Below are 18,560 nucleotides of genomic sequence, written 5' to 3' on the forward strand. Positions count from 1 at the left end.
GCTATATCTCCATGTCCAAGCCGCGCAGATGTTCGGCGCCCAATTCCACCTGTGGCACCTGGAAACGCAGGGCAATTCCGTCACGGCCAAGCACATCTACGCTCTCGCGCTGCGGATGCACCGGGGCGTCAGCCTCCCTCGCCATGCCCAGCCACAACGCAATCGACTCCAGATCATGGGTCGGCGGCAGATGCCGCGCCAGCTCGGCAATGCCCATGGCCTGCCCGCTCTCTTGCAGCAAAGCCAGCGTCCGCTCGATCAATGCCTGGCGGTCAAGGCTATCGAACGCATCCCAGAAATCCTCATCGATCAGCGTGGGATCCATGCCGCGGGCGCCAAGTTCGAGGCCCTGCTGCTCATCGTCCTCGCTGGCCTTGAAGCGAAGCCGCTCCACTAGTGGCAACCCCGACACCGCGATGGCGACTGGCGGCAAAGGGCCGGCCTGGCGACGTACCGCAGCACTGCCCCAGTCCACCGCCAGGGCCTGCTGCAGAATGTCATTGACCAGTTCTCCGACCCGATGATGCTCGGCAGCCAGGCCCGTCTTGAGGAACCCCTTGACATCACGCTCACTGCGGGCGCGTGCGCGAATCACCGCTGCCGACTCGTCCACCAAGCGAATAATCAACCAGCGCAACTCACCTTGCTGCTGCGAATTCAAGGCCAACCGGGTGGCTGGATGCCTGATGATCGAACGCAAGCGATGCTTCATCGCATCCAGTTCCGCCGAGCGCCCCAACTGCTGCTGAAAACCATGAAACACCTTGCCTTCCGGCGTCTCCAGCAGGCCATCGTGGCTATTCAGCAGCTTGTCGACAACCTCGCCCCGGTGGTTGCGCTCGCTGACAATCGATTGCCGCAGCCGCCGGTCCGCCTCGCGATAGGAGTCCTCCACCCGCCGGAAGTCCCCCCGCAAGCTGGTGGCCAGGTTGAATATTTCGCGAATGCCCTCGGCTGCCTCGGCATCGCTCAGTACTTTGACCTCACCTGCGTTGACCGCAGCCAGTTCGCTTTCAAGTTCGGCGATCTTGCGCTGCAAATATCTGGCGCGGCTGCGCGGGTCCGGATTCAGGCTTGACTCCAGATTCTCGATCTCCCGTTGCACGATGGACAAGCGCGATGCGGTTGATGTCATCAGCCGGCCTTCGAGTCCGGCCACGAACCTCAGCGCTTCCTCCAGCGCATCCGTAGCATACAGACGCCCCTCCCGCTCGATCACCAGCGCGCGCCGGATCCAGGCGCGCAACTCCTTGCGCGCTGCTGCCGCGCAGTCGTCAGCGTCGACGCCGAATTCATCGCTATTGGCGTGCTGCTCCAGCAGCGCCGCCAAGGCCTGCTGCGCCTCTTCGAAAACGATCCCGTCGTGACTCCTCTCAAACAGAGTCTGCAGACAACTCAGGACCAGCGGTGAACTGCGCGCTGCAAGCAATTGCCAAGCCGGATGCTGGCGCCGGGCCTGGACATACTGCTGCGTACGTTGCTTCCAATCGAGATCCATCTCGCTATCTGTGTGAAGTGCTTTCGTCGGTTCCGATCAAGGAAAACCATGCCGTGATGGTCCGATCATCCGGCGTGAAGGCAAACGCCGGATTCCCTCGAAGAGAGATGCTATCAGACGGGTGCGGGAGAGAAATGCCAGCGCAGGATCCAGGTGATGGCCGATCATCGAAGCAGCGGAGAGCGACGCGGGCGCCGTGTGGCAGGGTGCCGCCCCCGGGCGGCACCACCGGTCATTACCTCAAAGCCGCCCCGCCAGTTCCGCGGCCGCCTCCTCGTCGGTGCGCTCGAAGCGCAGCGGCGTCACAGAAATCGCGCCCCTGCCGACCACCACCGCCTCGCTGTCGTCGGCGTCCGGCTGCGGGCCGCGCGAGAACTGCAGCCAGTGATACGGGATGCCGCGCGGGTCGACATGGGCCCGCACGGCAAGATCCTTGACGAGGCCAACGCCCTGGCGGGTGACGGTGAGCGGGCCGGCGGACCCGGGCTCCACATCGGGGAAGTTGATATTCAGGCAGGCCTGCTGGTTCCAGCCGGCGGCAAGCAGGCGGCGGATCACGCCGGGCGCCAGCGCGCGCGCCGTTTCCCAGCGCACCGCGTTGCGATCGGTGAAAGCCTGGCTCAGCGCAATGGCCGGGATGCCCAGCAGCACGCCGGTCATGGCGGCGCCGACGGTGCCGGAGAACACGGTTTCGAGGCCGAGGTTGGCGCCACGGTTGATGCCCGACAGGACCAGGCTCGGCGGGGTGTCGGCCATCAGGTGCCGGGCGGCCATGACGACGCAGTCGCCCGGTGTGCCGCTCACGCCGAAGCGGCGTTCGCCTTGCTGGCTGATGCGCAGCGGCGCGTGCAGGCTCAGGGAGTGCGAGGTGCCGCTCTGGTCATGCTCGGGCGCGACCACCCAGACCTCGCGTGCCAGCGTTGCCGCCACGGCTTCGAGCACGGCCAGGCCGGGGGCGTCGATGCCGTCATCGTTGGTGAGGAGTACGCGTTCCAACAGGGGTTCGGACATGGCTATAGAGGACCGTAGGTTGACGAATGCCGGGTTGCCTTGCGCGGCACGCAGCGTGCGGCATGGCAGCCGGGGCTAGCGCCAGACTATAAACCGAAGCCGTGACGGTTCGGCCACGCGTTGCCGGATTTGCCAAGACAGGACGGCTTCGAGCGGCTAGCCTGCAGCCCATTGTCGATCATTGCCGCCCCGTGCGCGCCACCGGCGCGCTGAAATACCATGCCCTCATCCCGCCTCAGCGTCCCCGCCTCAGCCGCCTGGCTGTCCAGCCTGGCCTTTGTCCTGATCTGGTCGACCGGATTCATCGTGGGCCGTGCCATCGTGCCGGTGGCCCAGCCCAGCCTGTTCCTGCTGGCCCGCTTCTTCCTGGCGGCCGTGCTGTTCGCGGCCGTGGCCGTGGCCGGTGGCGCGCGCTGGCCAGCGCTGCGCGAAGTGCCGCGGCACTTGCTGGCGGGCGCGCTCCTGCACGGCAGCTACCTGGGTGGCGGTTACTGGGCCATCGCGCATGGCCTTGCGCCGTCGGCCATGGCCTTGCTCGGTGCCTTGCAACCGCTGCTGACCGCGCTGCTGGCGATCCCGCTGCTGGGGGAGTTTCCGTCCCGGCAAGGCTGGAGCGGGCTTGCACTGGGCTCCCTGGGCGTAGTATTGGTGGTGGCACCCGCCACCCTGGCCAGCGCGCCCAGTCCCGTTTCACCTTGGGTGGTGCTGGTGGCGGTCATCTCCATCCTCTCCATCACCATGGGCACGATCCTGCAGAAAACCTCGATTGCCGCGGCCGACCTGCGCACCAGCATGGCCTGGCAGAACGTGGGCGGGGCCCTGGTGGCCGGCGCGCTGGCATGGCTGCTGGGCGAGTCGCACTGGCAGCCGGGCATGGCGCTTTGGTCGGCGCTGGCCTGGGCCACGCTGGTGCTGTCGGGCCTGGGCACCTATCTGCTGGTGCGCATCGTCAGGCGCGGGCAGGCTGCCACCGCCGCGTCGCTGATGTTCCTGGCGCCGCCGCTGGCGGCGCTGCAGGCCTGGCTGCTGTTTGGCGACAAGCTCGGGGCCCTGCAGCTACTGGGCCTGCTCGTTGCCGGCATTGGGGTCTGGCTATGCCAGACCGGCCAGGGCGCCGGGAGACCTCGCAAAACCAGCCATGCCGCCGCACGATGACGATGCTGTGCAGCTAGCGCAGGCGGGCCGGCCGGCGCCGCTGGTGGAGACCCGCGTCTACCAGCCAGAGCGGGAGTGGCATCGCCATGACTACCATCAGGTCCTGTTCGGCCTGGACGGTGCCTGCGAGCTGGAAATCGGCGGCCACCTGCACCGGCTCGATCCCTGCGGCGGGCTGATCGTGCCCGCCGGGGAGCGTCACGACTTCCTGGGGCTGGCCGGCAACCGGCAGTTGGTGCTGGACATTCCGCCGGGATCGCTCGCGTTGCCGGCCGCGCTGATGGACCGGCCCACGGCGTTTGCCATCACCAGCGGCTGGAGCGATCGCGTGCGGCGCCTGGCCACGCCGCCTCAGGCAGCCAGCTCCCGGCAACATCACTGGCAGCTGGCCGCTACCCTTGCCACCGACCTGGCGCAGGCGGTGGGCGTGGGCGGGCGCGCCCAGCCCACGCATTTTCCGCTGGCGCGAATCGACGCCTATCTGCGCCAGCACCTGGACGCGCCGCTGCGGGCCGACCGGCTCGCGGCACAGTTCGGCTGGAGCGTGCGGCGCTTCCACACCCTGTTCTGCGACGCCTTTGGCGATACGCCGCATCGCTACCAGACGCGCCTGCGGCTGGACCAGGCCGCGCGCCTGCTGGCGGACCGGGCCCTGCCGCTGGCGGATATCTCGCTGGCGCTAGGCTTTCCCGACCAGACCACCTTTACGCGCAGCTTCACCCAGCGCTTCGGCATGCCGCCGGGTGCATGGCGTGCGGGCCTCGGGCTGGCGAATATCGCCTTGCCGGCATCGCGCTAGTACGCGAGCGGTCCCCCGTTGCCGTTCCCTGCCGTACCCTGCACGTGCCGTGATGCGTGGCCGGCACGCGCAAGCGCGCCGGCCACGCTAGAATTACCCCCGGACCATCAACCGCCAGGGGAGCAGGATGTCAGACGCCCTTGCCACACCCAGCAGAACCAGCGAGGCGAGCACCGAGGCCAAGGCCGCCGCCGTGGTCGCTGCCCTCGCCAAGGCCGAGATCGACCAGGCCGACCATGCCATGCGCAACTGGACCGACCCCGAGCCCGGGCCGGTCCGCATCGGCTCGCCGCAGCATTTGCGCATGTTCTGCAATATGCTGTTGCAAACCCACAACCCCTACAAACCCGCCGTCATCGATTGGCCCAGGCTTGACCCGGATGCCCTGCGCCGGGTGACCTCGCTGCCGATATGGGATATCGCGGTGCAGACCGAAGGCCGTGCTTCCGTGCGGGTGCAGGCCTTCGCCGATACCGTGACCGCCCCCCTGCTGCGCAGCGCACTGGAAATGGATGGTGGCGAGGAGGCGCGCCACAAGGTGGTGCTGTCGAAACTGGTAGAAGCCTACGGCATCGCCCTGGCACCCGAGCCTGAGTACCGCCCGCCAGCTGACGTGGAGTGGGGCTGGCTGGTCACCGGCTACAGCGAGTGCATCGATAGTTTTTTTGCCTTTGGCCTGTTTGCCGCGGCCAAGCGCTCAGGCTTCTTCCCCGCGGAGCTGGTGGAAACGTTCGAGCCGGTCATCCAGGAGGAAGGCCGCCACATCCTGTTCTTCGTCAACTGGGCGGCTTGGTACCGCCGCAACCTGCCCTGGTGGCGGCGCCCGCTTTACACGCTCAAGGTGATGCGGGTGTGGGCCTTCCTGATCTGGGAGCGTGTTGGCATTGCGCGCGGCATCGATGCCGACGGCGTGGCCAAGGACGCCAATTTCCCCATGAACAGCACGTCCTCGCTAGCCGAGGCCCTGTCGCCGCGGGCGATGATCGAGCTTTGCCTGGCGGAGAACGACCGCCGCATGGCCGGCTACGATCCGCGCCTGCTGCGCCCCGAAACCGTGCCCAAGCTTGCCCGGCTTGCCCGGCGCCTGTTGCGCTGATGCGTGATGCGCTGATGCGCTGATGCCGTCGCTGCTGCCCTACCCATCCTGTCCTGGAGTTTTTTGAGATGTTTGTGTTGTCCCTGATCTCGCTCGCCATCTGGTGCGTGCTGCTTGCCGGCCGTGCCGGCTTCTGGCGAGTGCGCAAACCCGGCCCCGCACCCGCGCCCGCGCAATGGCCTGAGGTGGTTGCCATCATCCCGGCTCGCAACGAAGCGGACGTGATTGGCGGCGCCGTGGCCAGCGTGCTGGGCCAGGACTATCCCGCAGCGCTGCGGCTGGTGGTGGTGGATGACCATAGCACCGACGACACCGCCGACATCGCGCGCAGCGCCGCGGCGGCGCTGGGCAAGGCGGATGCGCTGACCGTGATCACGGCGCGCGACCTGCCGGCCGGCTGGAGCGGCAAGGTCTGGGCGCAGTCCGAAGGCCTCGCCGCCGCCGACAAGGCAGCGCCCGGAGCCGGCTGGGTATGGCTGACGGACGCCGACATCCACCACGGCAACGGCGTACTGGCCCGGTTGGTGGCGCGTGCCGCGCACGAGCAGCGGGACCTGGTGTCGTTGATGGTGCGGCTGCGCTGCGCATCGTGGTGGGAACGCCTGATCGTCCCGGCCTTTGTGTTCTTCTTTGCCAAGCTCTACCCGTTTGCGCGGGTGAACAATCCGCGCAGCAGCGTGGCGGCGGCCGCCGGCGGCTGCATGCTGGCGCGCCGTGCCGCGCTGGCCCGCATTGGGGGATTTGCGGCGATCCAGGGCGAACTGATCGATGACTGCAGCCTGGCTGCCTGCATCAAGCAAGGCGGCTCGATCCGCCTCGACCTGGCCGACGACAGCATTTCGGTGCGCCCCTACGATGACTGGCGCAGCCTGTGGGACATGATTGCCCGCAGCGCGTACACCCAATTGCACTATTCGCCGCTGCTGCTGGCCGGCGCAGTGGCTGGCATGGTCCTCACTTACCTGGCGCCACCCTTGCTGGCGCTCGGCGGCGGCCTGCGGCTGTGGCCGGCATGGGCCGCCTGGCTGGCCATGGCGCTGGCCTACGTGCCCATGCTGCGTGAATACCGCCAGCCGCTCTGGCTGGCACCACTGCTGCCGGTGACGGCATTGTTCTACCTCGGCGCCACGGTCGACTCCGCGCGCCGCTACTGGCTGCGCAAAGGCGGCCAGTGGAAGGGGCGCGCGCAGGCCCCCCAACGGGGCTGACCGTCAGGGCTGACAGTCGAGGCTTAACCCGTTAGCCCAGGTAGCCGGCGCTACGGAACCAGTCGAGCGCTTCGCCCAGCCCTTGTTGATATGGCCGCGCCTGGTAGCCTAGCGCCAGGCGGGCTTTCTCCGAGCTGAAGAACATCCGGTACTTCGACATCGACAGGCCATCCGCCGTCAGGAAGGGCTCCTTGCCGGTCATGCGCGCCACCGCCTCCGCCCCGTAGGCGAGCGGGTAAAGCGGCCAGCGCGGCAAGCGGATGGTTGGGGCACGCCGCCCCGTCATGGCAGCGATATCGGCCAGCATCTGTTGCAGGCCCACGTCCTGCCCGCCGAGGATGTAGCGCTCGCCGGTCACGCCGCGCGCCAGCGCCAGCATATGGCCTTCGGCCACATCATCCACATGCACCAGGTTCAGGCCGGTATCGACGAAGGCGGGAATCTTGCCGGTGGCGGCCTCTACGATGATGCGGCCGGTGGGCGTGGGCCGCACGTCACGCGGGCCGATCGGCGTGGAAGGGTTGACGATCACGGCAGGAAGCCCGTCGCGGGCCACCATCCGCTCCACCACGCGTTCGGCCAGCACCTTGCTGCGCTTGTAGGCGCCAATAGCCTCATGACCGGCCATGGCGGCCTCTTCCGTCACCGGCGCGGTGGCGCCCGCGACGCGCAGGGTAGCCACGCTGCTGGTGTAGACGATGCGCTCGACCCCGCAAGCCAGTGCCGCACCCATCACCGTCTCGGTGCCAGCCACATTGGTGCGCACGATTTCCTCGGGATCCGGCGCCCACAGCCGGTAGTCCGCCGCCACGTGGAAGAGATAGCGCACCCCTCGGAGCGCGCTTTCCATGGCGCGCGCGTCGCGCATGTCGCCCTCGGCGATCTCCACGGGCAGGCCCTCCAGGTTGCGGCGCGGGCTGCCGGCGCGTACCATCGCCCGTACGCGAAAACCGCGCGCCAATGCCTGCCGCGCCACTGCCGAGCCGAGAAAGCCGGATGCGCCCGTTACCAGGACGTAGTCCCCTGAACTCATTTCAACCACCGAAAAACCCTCAAAGTGTTGCTGGCTGTAGCCAGGTGCCAGGCAAAGGTTGCGGCACCGGTATATAGTAACCACCGTATGACGGGAAAGTGATTCCGGAATATCAACTTATGCTGAACCCGTTGACTGGGTCGGGGGGCCTATCTTTATGCAGGTGATTCTTGCTCAACCCCGCGGTTTCTGTGCTGGTGTGGTGCGCGCGATCGAGATTGTAGACCGTGCCCTCGTCAAACACGGAGCCCCGGTGTTTGTGCGACACGAAATCGTGCACAACAAGCACGTGGTCGAAGGGTTGAGACGCAAGGGCGCGCAATTCGTGGAAGAACTGGACGAAGTGCCGACCGGCGCCGTCACCATCTTCAGCGCGCATGGTGTCTCCAAGGATGTCGAGAGCGATGCCAGGACCCGCCAGCTGCACTCGATCGACGCGACCTGCCCGCTGGTGATCAAGGTCCACACCCAGGGGCGCCAGTACGCCGCCAGTGGCCGCACCGTGATCCTGATCGGCCATGCCGGCCATCCGGAGGTCGAGGGCACGATGGGGCAGATTCCCGGCAAGGTAATCCTGGTGCAGAGCGAGGCGGAAGTCGCGCTGCTCGACCTGCCCGCAGACACCCCGGTTGCCTACGTGACCCAGACTACGCTCAGCGTGGACGACACACGTAATATAATTGCCGCCCTGAGCCGGCGTTTTGCCAATCTGGTCGGGCCGGATACGCGTGACATCTGCTACGCCACGCAAAACCGCCAAAGCGCCGTGCGCGAGCTCTCCAAGCAGGTGGAAGTGATCCTTGTGATCGGCGCCACCAATAGTTCCAACTCCAACCGCCTGCGCGAAATCGGCACGGAGAGCGGTGTGCCCAGCTATTTGATTGCCGATGGCAGCGAACTGAACCCCGAGTGGGTGCGTGGCGTTGAGGTCGTGGGGATCACGGCCGGCGCCTCCGCCCCCGAGGAAATGGTCAAGGACGTGATCGCCACGTTGCGCCAGCTCGGGCCGGTGGACGTGTCGGTCATGGAAGGCCGCGAGGAACACGCCGAATTCCGCTTGCCAGCCGAGCTGGCCGATCCGTCGCCGCGCCGGCAGGCAGCCGGCACGGCCACCGCCGAAGCCGCGCCGCAGCCGGACCCGCAAACCGCCGCTGGCTAACGCCCGGGCGCCCCTATAACAAGGAAGTACATTTTGGCCATTCCCTTTCTGCAGGTTGCCCGCGTGGGCGCCTATGTCGTCAAGCAGCACCTCTCGGGCAACAAACGCTATCCGCTGGCGCTGATGCTCGAGCCGCTGTTCCGCTGCAACCTGGCCTGTAATGGCTGCGGCAAGATCGACTATCCGGATCCCATCCTGAACCAGCGCCTGTCCATCGAGCAGTGCCTGGGCGCGGTCGACGAATGCGGCGCGCCGGTGGTTTCCATTGCCGGTGGCGAGCCGCTGCTGCACAAGGACATGCCCACCATCGTCAAGGGCATCATTGCGCGCCGCAAGTTTGTGTACCTGTGCACGAATGCGCTGCTGATGGAGAAGAAACTGGACCAGTACGAGCCGAGCCCGTACTTCGTCTGGTCTGTGCACCTGGACGGCGACCGCGAGATGCACGACCGCTCGGTGAGCCAGGAAGGCGTGTACGACCGTTGCGTCGAAGCCATCGCCGCGGCCAAGAAGCGCGGCTTCCGCGTCAACATCAACTGCACGCTGTTCAACGATGCCGAGCCGGAAAAAGTCGCCCGCTTCTTCGACTCCGTGAAGGCCATGGGCGTGGACGGCATCACCGTCTCGCCGGGCTACGCCTATGAGCGCGCGCCCGACCAGCAGCACTTCCTGAACCGCGGCAAGACCCGCCAGCTGTTCCGCGACATCCTGTCGCGCGGCCGCGCCGGCAAGAACTGGGCATTCAGCCAGTCGACGCTGTTCCTGGACTTCCTGGCCGGCAACCAGACCTACAAGTGCACGCCCTGGGGCAATCCGGCGCGCACCGTGTTCGGCTGGCAGCGTCCGTGCTACCTGCTCGGCGAAGGCTACGTCGACACCTTCAAGGAGCTGATGGAAGGCACCGACTGGGATGCCTATGGCGTGGGCCACTACGAGAAGTGCGCCGACTGCATGGTCCATAGCGGCTTCGAGGCCACCGCGGTAGCGGACACCATCGCGCACCCGCTCAAGGCCTTGGGCGTGAGCCTGCGCGGCGTGCGTACGTCGGGCCCGATGGCACCGGATATCGACCTGACCAAGCAGCGCCCGGCCGAGTACGTGTTCTCGAAGCACGTGGAGATCAAGCTCGAAGAGATCGGCCGCTCGAAGCCTTCCAAGGCAGCCAACGACGCCGCGGCACGCAAAGCTGCTGCGCACTAAACCGAAGGCTGGCTGGCAAAAAGGCGCGCTCCCGGGTACCGCGCGTAACCGGGAGCGCGCCTTTTCTTTTATGCCTGACGCTGTCGCTGATACGCTGGCCCAGGCCAGGCGCTCAGGCGTCGGCGGACTGGCGTGCGTTGTGGTTGGCCAGGTACTTGAGCAGGCCGTCGATGCCGTTGCGCGCGACGATATCGGCGAACTGGCGGCGGTACACCTCGATCAGCCAGGCGCCCATCATGTTGATGTCGTAGATCTTCCAGCCGTTGCCGCTGCGCTGCAGGCGGTAATCGATCTGCATTTCATCGCCGTTGTTCAGCACGCGCGTCTCCACCACGACATCCGTGGCGCCGCTGGCGGCCAGCGTCGGCTTGTAGCTGAACTTCACGTTCTGCTCGCGCAGTTGCGACAGCGACACCGCGTAGCTGCGCACCAGCAAGGTCTGGAACTGCTCGTACAGCTGCTTTTGCTGCTCGGGCGTGGCATTGCGCCAGGCGCTGCCGACCGCCAGCCGGGTGGTGCGCTCAAAATCGGTGTACGGCAGGAACTGGCGCTGCACGACCGCGGTGATCTTGGCGAGGTCGCCGTTGCGGGTGTCCGGGCTGGACTGGATGGTGCCGATCACGCCCTCGACCGCCGCGCGTACCAGGCGGTCCGGCGAGGACCTGTCGGCCGTTTGCGCTTGCGCGGGGCAAACCATGGCCACTGCGGCAAGCGGAACGAGGACCTGGAAAGCAATACCGTGTTTTTTCATGCGAATTTGGACCTGAAAATGCCAGTCGGTTCGCCGCCGGCAATGCCCGGCGGATTTGCCAGGAAAATCAAACAGGAAACGCGCCGCGCTGCGCCGCTGCAAGGCTGCAGCCCGGTCCGCACGCACGTGCCGGGGCAGTATAGCGTACCGGCACGTGCGCTCCGCGCAGCGCCACACCGCGCCGTCCCGTTATACTCGCGGCTGCCATGTTGCGCCCTGCTTTGCGCCTTTGACTACGCGCGTCGTTGCGCACCACACCGTTACTGCTCCCTATATCGCCCATGTTGACGTCGTTGGTCATCCGCATTGTCCAGTTTTCCACCCGCCGCGCATGGCCCGTCATTGCGCTGGCGTTGCTGCTGACCATCGTCAGCAGCGTCTATGTGGCCGGCCATTTCGCCATCAATACCGATATCAGCCGCCTGCTCGAATCGGACCAGCCCTGGGCGCGCCGCGATGCCGCCGTCAGCGCCGCGTTTCCCCAACGCGACCAGATGATCCTGGCGGTGGTGCAGGCGCCGGCCCCCGAGCTGGCGGACGCCGCCGCCAATGAGCTGGCCGGCGCGCTCGCCAAGCAAGGCAAGCTCTTTCGCGCCGTCAGCCAGCCCGGTGGCGGCGAGTTCTTCGAACGCAACGGCCTGCTCTTCGTCGATACCGCCAAGCTGCGCGACGTGACGTCGCAGCTGACCCAGGCGCGGCCGCTGCTGAACGCGCTGGCGCACGACCCGACCCTGCGCGGCCTTTCCGATACGCTGTCGACCACGCTGTCGCTGCCGCTGCAACTGGGGCAGGTCAAGCTGGGCGACATGGCCACGCTGCTCGGCAAGAGCGCGGATACGGTCGACCGGGTACTGGCTGGCAAGCCGGCCGCCTTGTCCTGGACCGGGCTGGTGGATTCGAGCCAGGAGCCCGCCCCGGGCCATCCCGCCACGGCGTTCGTCGCGCTCAGCCCCGTGCTTGACTACGCTGGCTTGCAGGCCGGCGCGCATGCCGCCGATGCCATCCGCGCCACGGCCACCAAGCTGGGCCTGGCACAGCGCTACGCCGCCCAGGTACGCCTGACCGGCTCGCAGGCGCTGGCCGACGACGAGTTTGCCTCGGTCAAGGAAGGCGCGGCCTTCAATGGCGCGCTGACGGTGCTGGTGGTGATCCTGATCCTGTGGCTGGCGTTGCGCTCCAAGCGCCTGATCCTGGCCGTGCTGGCCAGCCTGGCGGTCGGACTGGCCATCACCGCTGCCCTCGGGCTGGCCATGGTGGGCGCGCTCAACATGATCTCGGTGGCCTTTGCCGTATTGTTTGTCGGCCTGGGCGTGGATTTCGGCATCCAGTTTGGCGTGCGCTACCGCGCCGAGCGCCATGTGCACACCGACATCCCGGACGCGCTGGCCAGCACGGCACGGGCAGTCGGGGTGCCGCTGGCGCTGGCCGCGGCCTCCACCGCGGCGGCCTTCTTCTGCTTCCTGCCCACCAACTATCGCGGCGTGGCCGAGCTGGGCCAGATCGCCGGCGTGGGCATGCTGGTGGCGTTCCTCACCACCATCACGCTGTTGCCCGCCCTGATCGCCGTGTTCCGCCCGAAGGACGAAGCGGGACGGGTCGAAGTGCCAGGCTTTAAATGGCTGGCGCCCGCCGACGATTTCTTCGAGCGCAACCGCAAAGCCGTGCTGCTGGCAACCGGCGCCCTGATTCTGGCGGGGTCGCCGCTGCTGATGCACCTGCGCTTCGACTTCGATCCGCTGCACCTCAAGGATCCGCACTCCGAGTCGATGGCCACCTTGCTCTCGCTCAAGGACGCGCCCCAGGCCGGCACCGACAACGTCAGCGTGCTGGCGCCCTCGCTGGCCGCCGCGCAGGCCGCCGCCGCCCGCCTGGCGGCGCTGCCGGAAGTCGCGCGCGCGGTCACGTTGCAGACCTTCATCCCCGACGACCAGCCAGCGCGGCTCGCCTTGATCGCCGCCGCGTCGGCCAGCCTGATGCCGGTGCTGACGCAGGCAACGGCCACCCCTGCCAACGATGCCAGGCTGGTCAATTCGCTCAAGAACGCGGCACGCCAGCTCGCGCTGGCCGCTGACGAGCACCCCGGCCCGGGTGCCGCCGAGGCGGCGCGCCTGGCGGCCTCGCTGCGAAAGCTGGCCGCCGCGGACGCGGCCACCCGCGAGCGCGCCGGGCAAGCCATTGCCCAGCCGCTGCGCCTGGCGCTGGCGCGCCTGCAGCACGCACTAGCGCCACAGCCGATCGCCCGCGAAACCCTGCCGCCGGCACTGGTGCGCGACTGGGTTGCCCCGGATGGCCAGGCGCTCGTCAGCGTGAGCCCCAAGCTTCCCGTCGCGGCCACGCCGGGAGACGCCTCCAGCGCCAGCGACAGCGATGCGCGCGACGCCGCGCTCACGCGCTTTATCGACGCCGTCCAGCGCGTCGAGCCCACCGCGGTTGGCGGCCCGATCTCGATCCGCGGCTCCGCCGACACCATCATGACGGCCTTTGCACAGGCCGGCGTGTGGGCCGTGCTGTCGATCACGCTGCTGCTGTGGATCACGCTGCGCCGCGTGGGCGATGTGCTGCGCACGCTGGTGCCGCTGCTGGTGTCCGCCCTGGTAACGCTGGAGCTGTGCGTCGTATTCGGCATTCCGCTCAATTTCGCCAACGTGATCGCGCTGCCGCTGCTGTTCGGCATCGGCGTGGCCTTCAAGATCTACTATGTGATCGCGTGGCGCGAGGGCAAGACCCAACTGCTGCAATCCCCGCTGACGCACGCCGTGCTGTTCAGCGCCGCCACCACCGCCGCCGCCTTCGGCAGCCTGTGGCTGTCCCAGCATCCGGGCACGGCCAGCATGGGCAAGTTGCTGGCACTCGCGCTAGCATGCACGCTGGTTGGTGCCGTATTCTTTCAGCCTATCCTGATGGGGCGGCCGCGCGCGCGGTCGGCCCCCCCCACCGGTCCGGCCCATTGATGTCTCGTCCCCATAGAACAATGACTCACCCCGACTCTCGCCTCTCTCGCCTCTCTCGCCTCCTCCCGGCGCTCTCGTTCTCGCTGTTGGCCACAGCCTGCGCCAGCGGCCCGCAAGCCAGCCCTGACGACCCCCTGGAGCCGCTCAACCGCGTTGTCTTCAAGGTCAACGACAAGGCGGACGAGTACGTGGCGACGCCGCTGGCCAAGGGCTACCGCGCCGTCACGCCGCAACCGGTGCGCACCGCGGTCACTAATTTCTATTCGAACCTCGCCGACGTCGGCAATACAGTCAACAACCTGCTGCAAGGCAAGGGCGTGGATGCGGCGGAGAGCTTCATGCGAGTGGCGGTGAACTCCGTGCTGGGCATTGGCGGCCTGATCGATATCGCCACGCCCGCCGGCATCAGCAAGCACTCCCAGGACTTCGGGCTGACGCTCGGCGTGTGGGGCGTGCCGGCCGGCCCGTACCTGGTCCTGCCGCTGTTCGGCCCCAGCTCGGTCCGCGACGGCGTTGGGCTGTATGTGAACTTCCAGCTGTCCCCGACCACGTGGGTAAACGATGAAGGCGTGAAGTGGGGCCTGTGGGGCCTGGGCTTCCTGGACGCACGGACCAATGCGCTTGGCGCGACCGATCTGCTGTCGCTGGCGGCGCTGGATAAGTACAGCTTTGTGCGCGATGCATACCGCCAGCGCAGGCAGTACCTGATCCAGGGCGGTGGAGGGAAGCTGCCGGAATATGAGGATACCGACGCGCCGGCCGAAAACGCGGCGCCTGCGCTTGGCGCACCCGCGGCGCCGGCCGCTACTCCCGCGCCTGCTGGCGCGCAAGACAAGACGCCGGAAGGCGAAGCGAAGAAGCCCTGAGCCTGGCTTGACCCTGCCTGGTGCTGCATGCAGCACCAGGCAGGCTTCAGGCTGCCCCAGGCCTTAGCCCTGGCTTAAATCCCGGCCTAAGCCTAAGCCAAACCCCATCCCCACCCTGCCCCTGGCGGCCAGCAGCGCAAGCCTGGCCAGCCTCGCATCCCTGCCCAGCCGGATCAGGTCCGGCACCTGTCCCGGCCCCGCCAGCAGCGCCTTGAGCAATGCCCAGATATCGGTGCTGCCATCGGGGCCCATGCCGACCACCGCGGCGGGCGGCACTTCCCGCTGCGCGGGATCGATCACCACCCGGCAGGCGGCAAACGGCAGCCCGAATTCCTCGGCGACACGCGCCGCGATGTGCGATTCCATGTCGACCGCCAGCGCACCGGTCGCCGCATGCAGGGCCATCTTGGCCGCCACCGAGGTCACTGCCTGGTCAGCGCCGGCAAGCGTGCCGGAGATGGCCTCGGGCAAGGCAAGCGACAGCGCGTGCGACCAGCTGGCGTCAACGGGCCGCGATCGATTCCCATCATGAATGGCAGAGGCGACGATCACCCGGCCGGGCAACAGCGCGGGATCCAGCCCGCCGGCCACGCCAAAGCTGATCACGCCGGCGCAGGGACGCGCCAGGCGTTGCCGCAGGCCTTGTGCCAAGGCTTCGGCGCGCAGGCCGTGCAGGGTTTCAACGCCGGGGCCGGCGGCGATGCCGGCCTCGAAGCGCATGCCGGCCACCACCAGCGTGGGACCGGCATGGCGTTGCGGCAAGCTTGGCGCGGTCACATCCCCCACGCCACTGCCCGCGTGCCATCGCGGCGCAGGTTGCGGTAGCGCGCCAGCGCCCACAGCGGGAAGAAGCGCGCGTAGCCGTGGTAGCGCAGGTAGAACACGCGGGGGAAGCCCACCGCGGTGAAGCGCGCCTCGCTCCACAGGCCGTCGGCCTGCTGCATGCGCATGAGGTAGTCCACACCGCGCGCCACGGCCGGATGGTCGACCTGGCCCGCGGCCATCAGGCCCAGCACCGCCCAGGCGGTTTGCGACGGCACGCTCGGCGCGGTCTCGTAGCCCTGGTAGTCGAGGCGGTAGCTGCTGCCGTCCTCGCCCCAGCCGCCATCGGCGTTCTGGATCGAGATCAGCCAGTCGGCGGCGCGGCGCATTTCCGGCGCTTGCGGCGCCATGCCGGCGGCATTGAGCGCGCACAATGCGCTCCACGTGCCATAGACATAGTTCGTGCCCCAGCGGCCATACCAACTGCCGTCGGCCATCTGCTCGTCGAGCAGGTAACGCTGGGCGCGCCGGAAGGCTTCGCTGCTGGCCGCGGTCTCGCCCAATTGCGCGAGCATCGACAGGCAGCGCGCCGAGACGTCGGCGGTGGGCGGATCGAGCAACGCGCCGTGATCCGCGAACGGGATATTGTTCAGGTACTCATGCGTGTTCTCGGGCTCGAACGCGCCCCAGCCGCCGTTGCCGCTCTGCATGCCCGCCACCCACTCGCGCGCGCGGCTGACAGCCTCCTCGTAGCGTGAAAGATGGCTGGCCGGCGCCACGGCCGGCGCGGCTGCGCCGGTGCGCGCCGCGCGGTCCATGGCCATCGCCACCACGGCGGTGTCGTCCACGTCCGGGTAATGCGGGTTGGCGTACTGGAAAGCCCAGCCGCCGGGACGCACGTCGGGGCGCCGCACGATCCAGTCGCCGCGCACGTCCAGCACCTGCAGCGGGCGCAGCCATTGCAAGCCGCGCTCAACGGCCGCCTCGGCGCGCGGGCCGCCCACTTCCAGCAAGGCGTGGCTGGCCAGCGAGGTGTCCCACACCGGCGACAGGCACGGCTGGCAATAGGCCTCGTCGCCATGCACCACCAGCAGCTTCTCGATGGAGGCGCGGGCCACCGCCACGTCGGGATCGGTGCGCGGCACGCCGAGCACGTCGAACATCATCACGGCATTCGCCATGGCCGGAAAGATCGCACCCAGGCCATCCTCGCCGTTCAGGCGTTCGCGCACGAACTTCTCGGCGCGGGCAATGGCACGCGCGCGCAGGCTGCGGGGGAACAACGGCTCCGCCACGCGCAAGCCGGCGTCCAGCACACGGAACAAGCCGAACCACACGCGCTTCTGGTGCGGCGCGCGCGGGGCCAGCCGGGCTGCCTGGCAAGGACGGATGAACAATTCGTCGATGCCCACGCCACGCGGGTTCCTGGCCTGGGGACGCAGGCTGTTGAGCACCAGCAGCGGCACGATCACCGTGCGGGCCCAGTACGCGACCTTGGACAGGTGGAACGGGAACCACAGCGGCAGCAGCATGATCTCCACCGGCATCATCGGCACCGCCTGCCACGGCATCACGCCGTACAGCGCGAGCAGCGTGCGGGTGAAGACATTGCTGGCCTCGGCACCGCCCATCCCATGGATGGCGGCGCGGGCACGGCGCATAGGCTCCGACTCGGTGTCGTCGCCAATCATCTTGAGCGCGAAATACGCCTTCACGCTGGCGCTGATGTCCGAGCGGCCCTGATGGAACAGCGGCCAGCCGCCATCGGCATTCTGGATGCGGCGCAGGTAGCGCGCGATACGGGCTTCCAGCACGGTATCCGGGGTCTCGCCCAGATAGTGCACCAGCAATACGTATTCCGCCGGAATCGTCGCGTCGGCCTCCAGCTCGAACACCCAGTGGCCGTCCGGCCGCTGGGTGGCCAGCAAGGCGTCTAGCGCGCGATCGAGCGTGCCTTCCAACTCGTCCGGCGCGGGCGCGGCATGCGCGGGCTCATTCGAATTGGGGGATAGTGCAACTTGGCTCATCGGTTTCGATGTCCTCTTTTCAACAACGCAATTACGGCAATGCCGCACGCGGCCGCAAGCGGCCATGGGCGGCAGTCAATCGGCGGATTCACCTCACACGAGGCCATGCCGCAGCAAAATCCATAGCAATCGCGCGCGCGGCACGCGCACCCGCGCCCGCGCCCGCGGGTTGGCCCAGCCACGGGCCAGCAAACGCTGCAGGATCACGTGGTAGACCTCGCCCATGATGCGCGGCGAACGGACCGTGCGGCGCGGCGCCGCGTTCATGATGGCGAATGCCTGGTCGTAGTACGCCTGCGCCTGCTGCGCGACTTCCAGGCACGCGCGGCCAACGGCGGGATGGCCGACGATGGCATGCGGCGTGCCGATCGGCACGCCCGCGCCCAGCAGCGCTTCGGCCGGCAGGTACACACGGCCCAGCTCCGCGTCTTCGTCGATATCGCGCAGGATATTGGTCAGTTGCAACGCGCGGCCAAGGTGATGCGCCAGCGCTACGCCGGCATCGCGCTCCATGCCGAACACGCGCACGGCAAGGCGCCCCACCGCGCTGGCCACGCGGTCGCAATAGAGATCCAGCGTAGCGTTGTCCGGCGCGCGGATATCCGCATGCACGTCCATGGCCATGCCATCGATGACAGCGAGGAAATCCTCCTGCTGCAAGCCGAAGCGCTGAATCTGGGCAGCCAGCCCGCGCAATGCCGCCGGCGGCATGCCGGCGTAGCATGCGGCAAGATCGTCGCGCCAGGCGTCAAGCCCGGCAAGGCGCGAGGCGCGCGGGCCATCGCCATCGGCAATATCGTCCACCGCACGGCAAAAGCCATAGACCTCGAACATCGCCTCGCGTTGCGCGGCGGGCAGGATCTTGAGGGCGGTATGGAATGAGCTGCCGGACGATACGGCATGGCCCGCTTGCGGGACGGTTTGCACTGCGATTTCTGTTCCGGCCACGTAACTCCTCGTCACGCGTTGGACCGCCGTGCTGCTTTACTGCCTAGGCCTGGCTTGTCGCCACGGCCCGGCATGCAGCGCCAGGCGGCATGTTTG

At 67.8% G+C, this 18,560-nt stretch carries 15 protein-coding genes; 8 read left to right on the forward strand and 7 right to left on the reverse strand.

The annotated features are described in order from the left end of the window. Position 1: 1 nt before the first annotated feature. Together ACX12D_RS27190 and surE are read right to left on the reverse strand one after the other, a co-directional pair. Positions 2 to 1,498 (reverse strand): DUF3375 domain-containing protein, encoded by a 1,497-nt coding sequence (locus ACX12D_RS27190; protein WP_459374121.1) that lies wholly within the window; start codon positions 1,496 to 1,498, stop codon positions 2 to 4. A gap of 240 nt (positions 1,499 to 1,738) precedes the next feature. Then, on the reverse strand, positions 1,739 to 2,509 hold the full coding sequence (gene surE, locus ACX12D_RS27195; protein ID WP_459374122.1) for a 5'/3'-nucleotidase SurE: 771 nt from the start codon (positions 2,507 to 2,509) through the stop codon (positions 1,739 to 1,741). A 219-nt stretch (positions 2,510 to 2,728) separates the two neighbouring features. Here surE and ACX12D_RS27200 point away from each other — a divergent pair, with 219 nt between their 5' ends. The 4 genes from ACX12D_RS27200 to ACX12D_RS27215 all read left to right on the forward strand — a co-directional run bounded on the left by ACX12D_RS27200 (position 2,729) and on the right by ACX12D_RS27215 (position 6,767). Then, entirely contained in the window at positions 2,729 to 3,664 is a 936-nt protein-coding gene (locus ACX12D_RS27200) for a DMT family transporter (protein WP_459374123.1), read from the forward strand. Then, positions 3,648 to 4,463 carry a helix-turn-helix transcriptional regulator gene (locus tag ACX12D_RS27205; protein ID WP_459374125.1) on the forward strand — a complete coding sequence of 272 codons (816 nt, stop codon included), beginning with the start codon at positions 3,648 to 3,650 and terminating at the stop codon, positions 4,461 to 4,463. Before ACX12D_RS27200 ends, ACX12D_RS27205 begins: the two co-directional genes overlap by 17 nt. A gap of 127 nt (positions 4,464 to 4,590) precedes the next feature. Further along, positions 4,591 to 5,559, forward strand: coding sequence for a ferritin-like domain-containing protein (locus ACX12D_RS27210; RefSeq protein WP_236702091.1), 969 nt, complete (start codon positions 4,591 to 4,593; stop codon positions 5,557 to 5,559). A 68-nt stretch (positions 5,560 to 5,627) separates the two neighbouring features. Continuing rightward, on the forward strand, positions 5,628 to 6,767 hold the full coding sequence (locus ACX12D_RS27215; protein ID WP_459374126.1) for a glycosyltransferase: 1,140 nt from the start codon (positions 5,628 to 5,630) through the stop codon (positions 6,765 to 6,767). 31 nt (positions 6,768 to 6,798) lie between these two features. Here the strand turns inward: ACX12D_RS27215 and hpnA are convergent, their stop codons facing one another. Next, the gene (gene hpnA / locus ACX12D_RS27220) at positions 6,799 to 7,800 is read right to left on the reverse strand and encodes a hopanoid-associated sugar epimerase (RefSeq protein ID WP_441638335.1); all 1,002 of its coding nucleotides are present in this window, start codon (positions 7,798 to 7,800) and stop codon (positions 6,799 to 6,801) included. Between the two features lie 157 nt (positions 7,801 to 7,957). Here hpnA and ispH point away from each other — a divergent pair, with 157 nt between their 5' ends. Continuing rightward, positions 7,958 to 8,959, forward strand: coding sequence for a 4-hydroxy-3-methylbut-2-enyl diphosphate reductase (gene ispH / locus ACX12D_RS27225; RefSeq protein WP_459374127.1), 1,002 nt, complete (start codon positions 7,958 to 7,960; stop codon positions 8,957 to 8,959). Between the two features lie 33 nt (positions 8,960 to 8,992). Beyond that, positions 8,993 to 10,159 carry an adenosyl-hopene transferase HpnH gene (gene hpnH / locus ACX12D_RS27230; RefSeq protein WP_441638331.1) on the forward strand — a complete coding sequence of 389 codons (1,167 nt, stop codon included), beginning with the start codon at positions 8,993 to 8,995 and terminating at the stop codon, positions 10,157 to 10,159. Between the two features lie 112 nt (positions 10,160 to 10,271). Here the strand turns inward: hpnH and ACX12D_RS27235 are convergent, their stop codons facing one another. After that, entirely contained in the window at positions 10,272 to 10,910 is a 639-nt protein-coding gene (locus ACX12D_RS27235; RefSeq protein WP_459374128.1) for an MlaC/ttg2D family ABC transporter substrate-binding protein, read from the reverse strand. Positions 10,911 to 11,191: 281 nt separating this feature from the next. On the opposite strand from ACX12D_RS27235, the gene hpnN reads away from it, so the two are divergent. Both hpnN and ACX12D_RS27245 read left to right on the forward strand, forming a co-directional pair. After that, the gene (gene hpnN, locus ACX12D_RS27240; RefSeq protein WP_459374129.1) at positions 11,192 to 13,861 is read left to right on the forward strand and encodes a hopanoid transporter HpnN; all 2,670 of its coding nucleotides are present in this window, start codon (positions 11,192 to 11,194) and stop codon (positions 13,859 to 13,861) included. A 20-nt stretch (positions 13,862 to 13,881) separates the two neighbouring features. Then, entirely contained in the window at positions 13,882 to 14,727 is an 846-nt protein-coding gene (locus tag ACX12D_RS27245; protein ID WP_459374130.1) for an MlaA family lipoprotein, read from the forward strand. 63 nt (positions 14,728 to 14,790) lie between these two features. On the opposite strand, the gene ACX12D_RS27250 is transcribed toward ACX12D_RS27245, so the two are convergent. The 3 genes from ACX12D_RS27250 to hpnD form a co-directional block, all read right to left on the reverse strand. After that, on the reverse strand, positions 14,791 to 15,447 hold the full coding sequence (locus ACX12D_RS27250; RefSeq protein WP_459376537.1) for a phosphorylase: 657 nt from the start codon (positions 15,445 to 15,447) through the stop codon (positions 14,791 to 14,793). 53 nt (positions 15,448 to 15,500) lie between these two features. After that, positions 15,501 to 17,516: a squalene--hopene cyclase gene (gene shc, locus ACX12D_RS27255; protein WP_459374131.1), complete on the reverse strand. Its 2,016-nt coding sequence runs from the start codon at positions 17,514 to 17,516 to the stop codon at positions 15,501 to 15,503. 93 nt (positions 17,517 to 17,609) lie between these two features. Then, the gene (gene hpnD, locus ACX12D_RS27260; protein ID WP_459374133.1) at positions 17,610 to 18,464 is read right to left on the reverse strand and encodes a presqualene diphosphate synthase HpnD; all 855 of its coding nucleotides are present in this window, start codon (positions 18,462 to 18,464) and stop codon (positions 17,610 to 17,612) included. Between the last annotated feature and the right edge of the window lie 96 nt (positions 18,465 to 18,560).

The organism is Cupriavidus sp. PET2-C1, from assembly GCF_054515855.1.

Excerpts from the sequence above, each read along its gene's own strand:
- ACX12D_RS27250 (WP_459376537.1), bottom strand. The coding sequence starts at position 15,447 with ATGCGCTTCGAGGCCGGCATCGCCGCCGGCCCCGGCGTTGAAACCCTG.
- ispH (WP_459374127.1), top strand. The coding sequence starts at position 7,958 with ATGCAGGTGATTCTTGCTCAACCCCGCGGTTTCTGTGCTGGTGTGGTG.
- surE (WP_459374122.1), bottom strand. The coding sequence starts at position 2,509 with ATGTCCGAACCCCTGTTGGAACGCGTACTCCTCACCAACGATGACGGC.
- ACX12D_RS27215 (WP_459374126.1), top strand. The coding sequence starts at position 5,628 with ATGTTTGTGTTGTCCCTGATCTCGCTCGCCATCTGGTGCGTGCTGCTT.
- ACX12D_RS27245 (WP_459374130.1), top strand. The coding sequence starts at position 13,882 with ATGACTCACCCCGACTCTCGCCTCTCTCGCCTCTCTCGCCTCCTCCCG.
- shc (WP_459374131.1), bottom strand. The coding sequence starts at position 17,516 with ATGAGCCAAGTTGCACTATCCCCCAATTCGAATGAGCCCGCGCATGCC.
- hpnN (WP_459374129.1), top strand. The coding sequence starts at position 11,192 with ATGTTGACGTCGTTGGTCATCCGCATTGTCCAGTTTTCCACCCGCCGC.
- hpnA (WP_441638335.1), bottom strand. The coding sequence starts at position 7,800 with ATGAGTTCAGGGGACTACGTCCTGGTAACGGGCGCATCCGGCTTTCTC.
- ACX12D_RS27205 (WP_459374125.1), top strand. The coding sequence starts at position 3,648 with ATGCCGCCGCACGATGACGATGCTGTGCAGCTAGCGCAGGCGGGCCGG.
- ACX12D_RS27235 (WP_459374128.1), bottom strand. The coding sequence starts at position 10,910 with ATGAAAAAACACGGTATTGCTTTCCAGGTCCTCGTTCCGCTTGCCGCA.
- ACX12D_RS27210 (WP_236702091.1), top strand. The coding sequence starts at position 4,591 with ATGTCAGACGCCCTTGCCACACCCAGCAGAACCAGCGAGGCGAGCACC.
- ACX12D_RS27190 (WP_459374121.1), bottom strand. The coding sequence starts at position 1,498 with ATGGATCTCGATTGGAAGCAACGTACGCAGCAGTATGTCCAGGCCCGG.
- ACX12D_RS27200 (WP_459374123.1), top strand. The coding sequence starts at position 2,729 with ATGCCCTCATCCCGCCTCAGCGTCCCCGCCTCAGCCGCCTGGCTGTCC.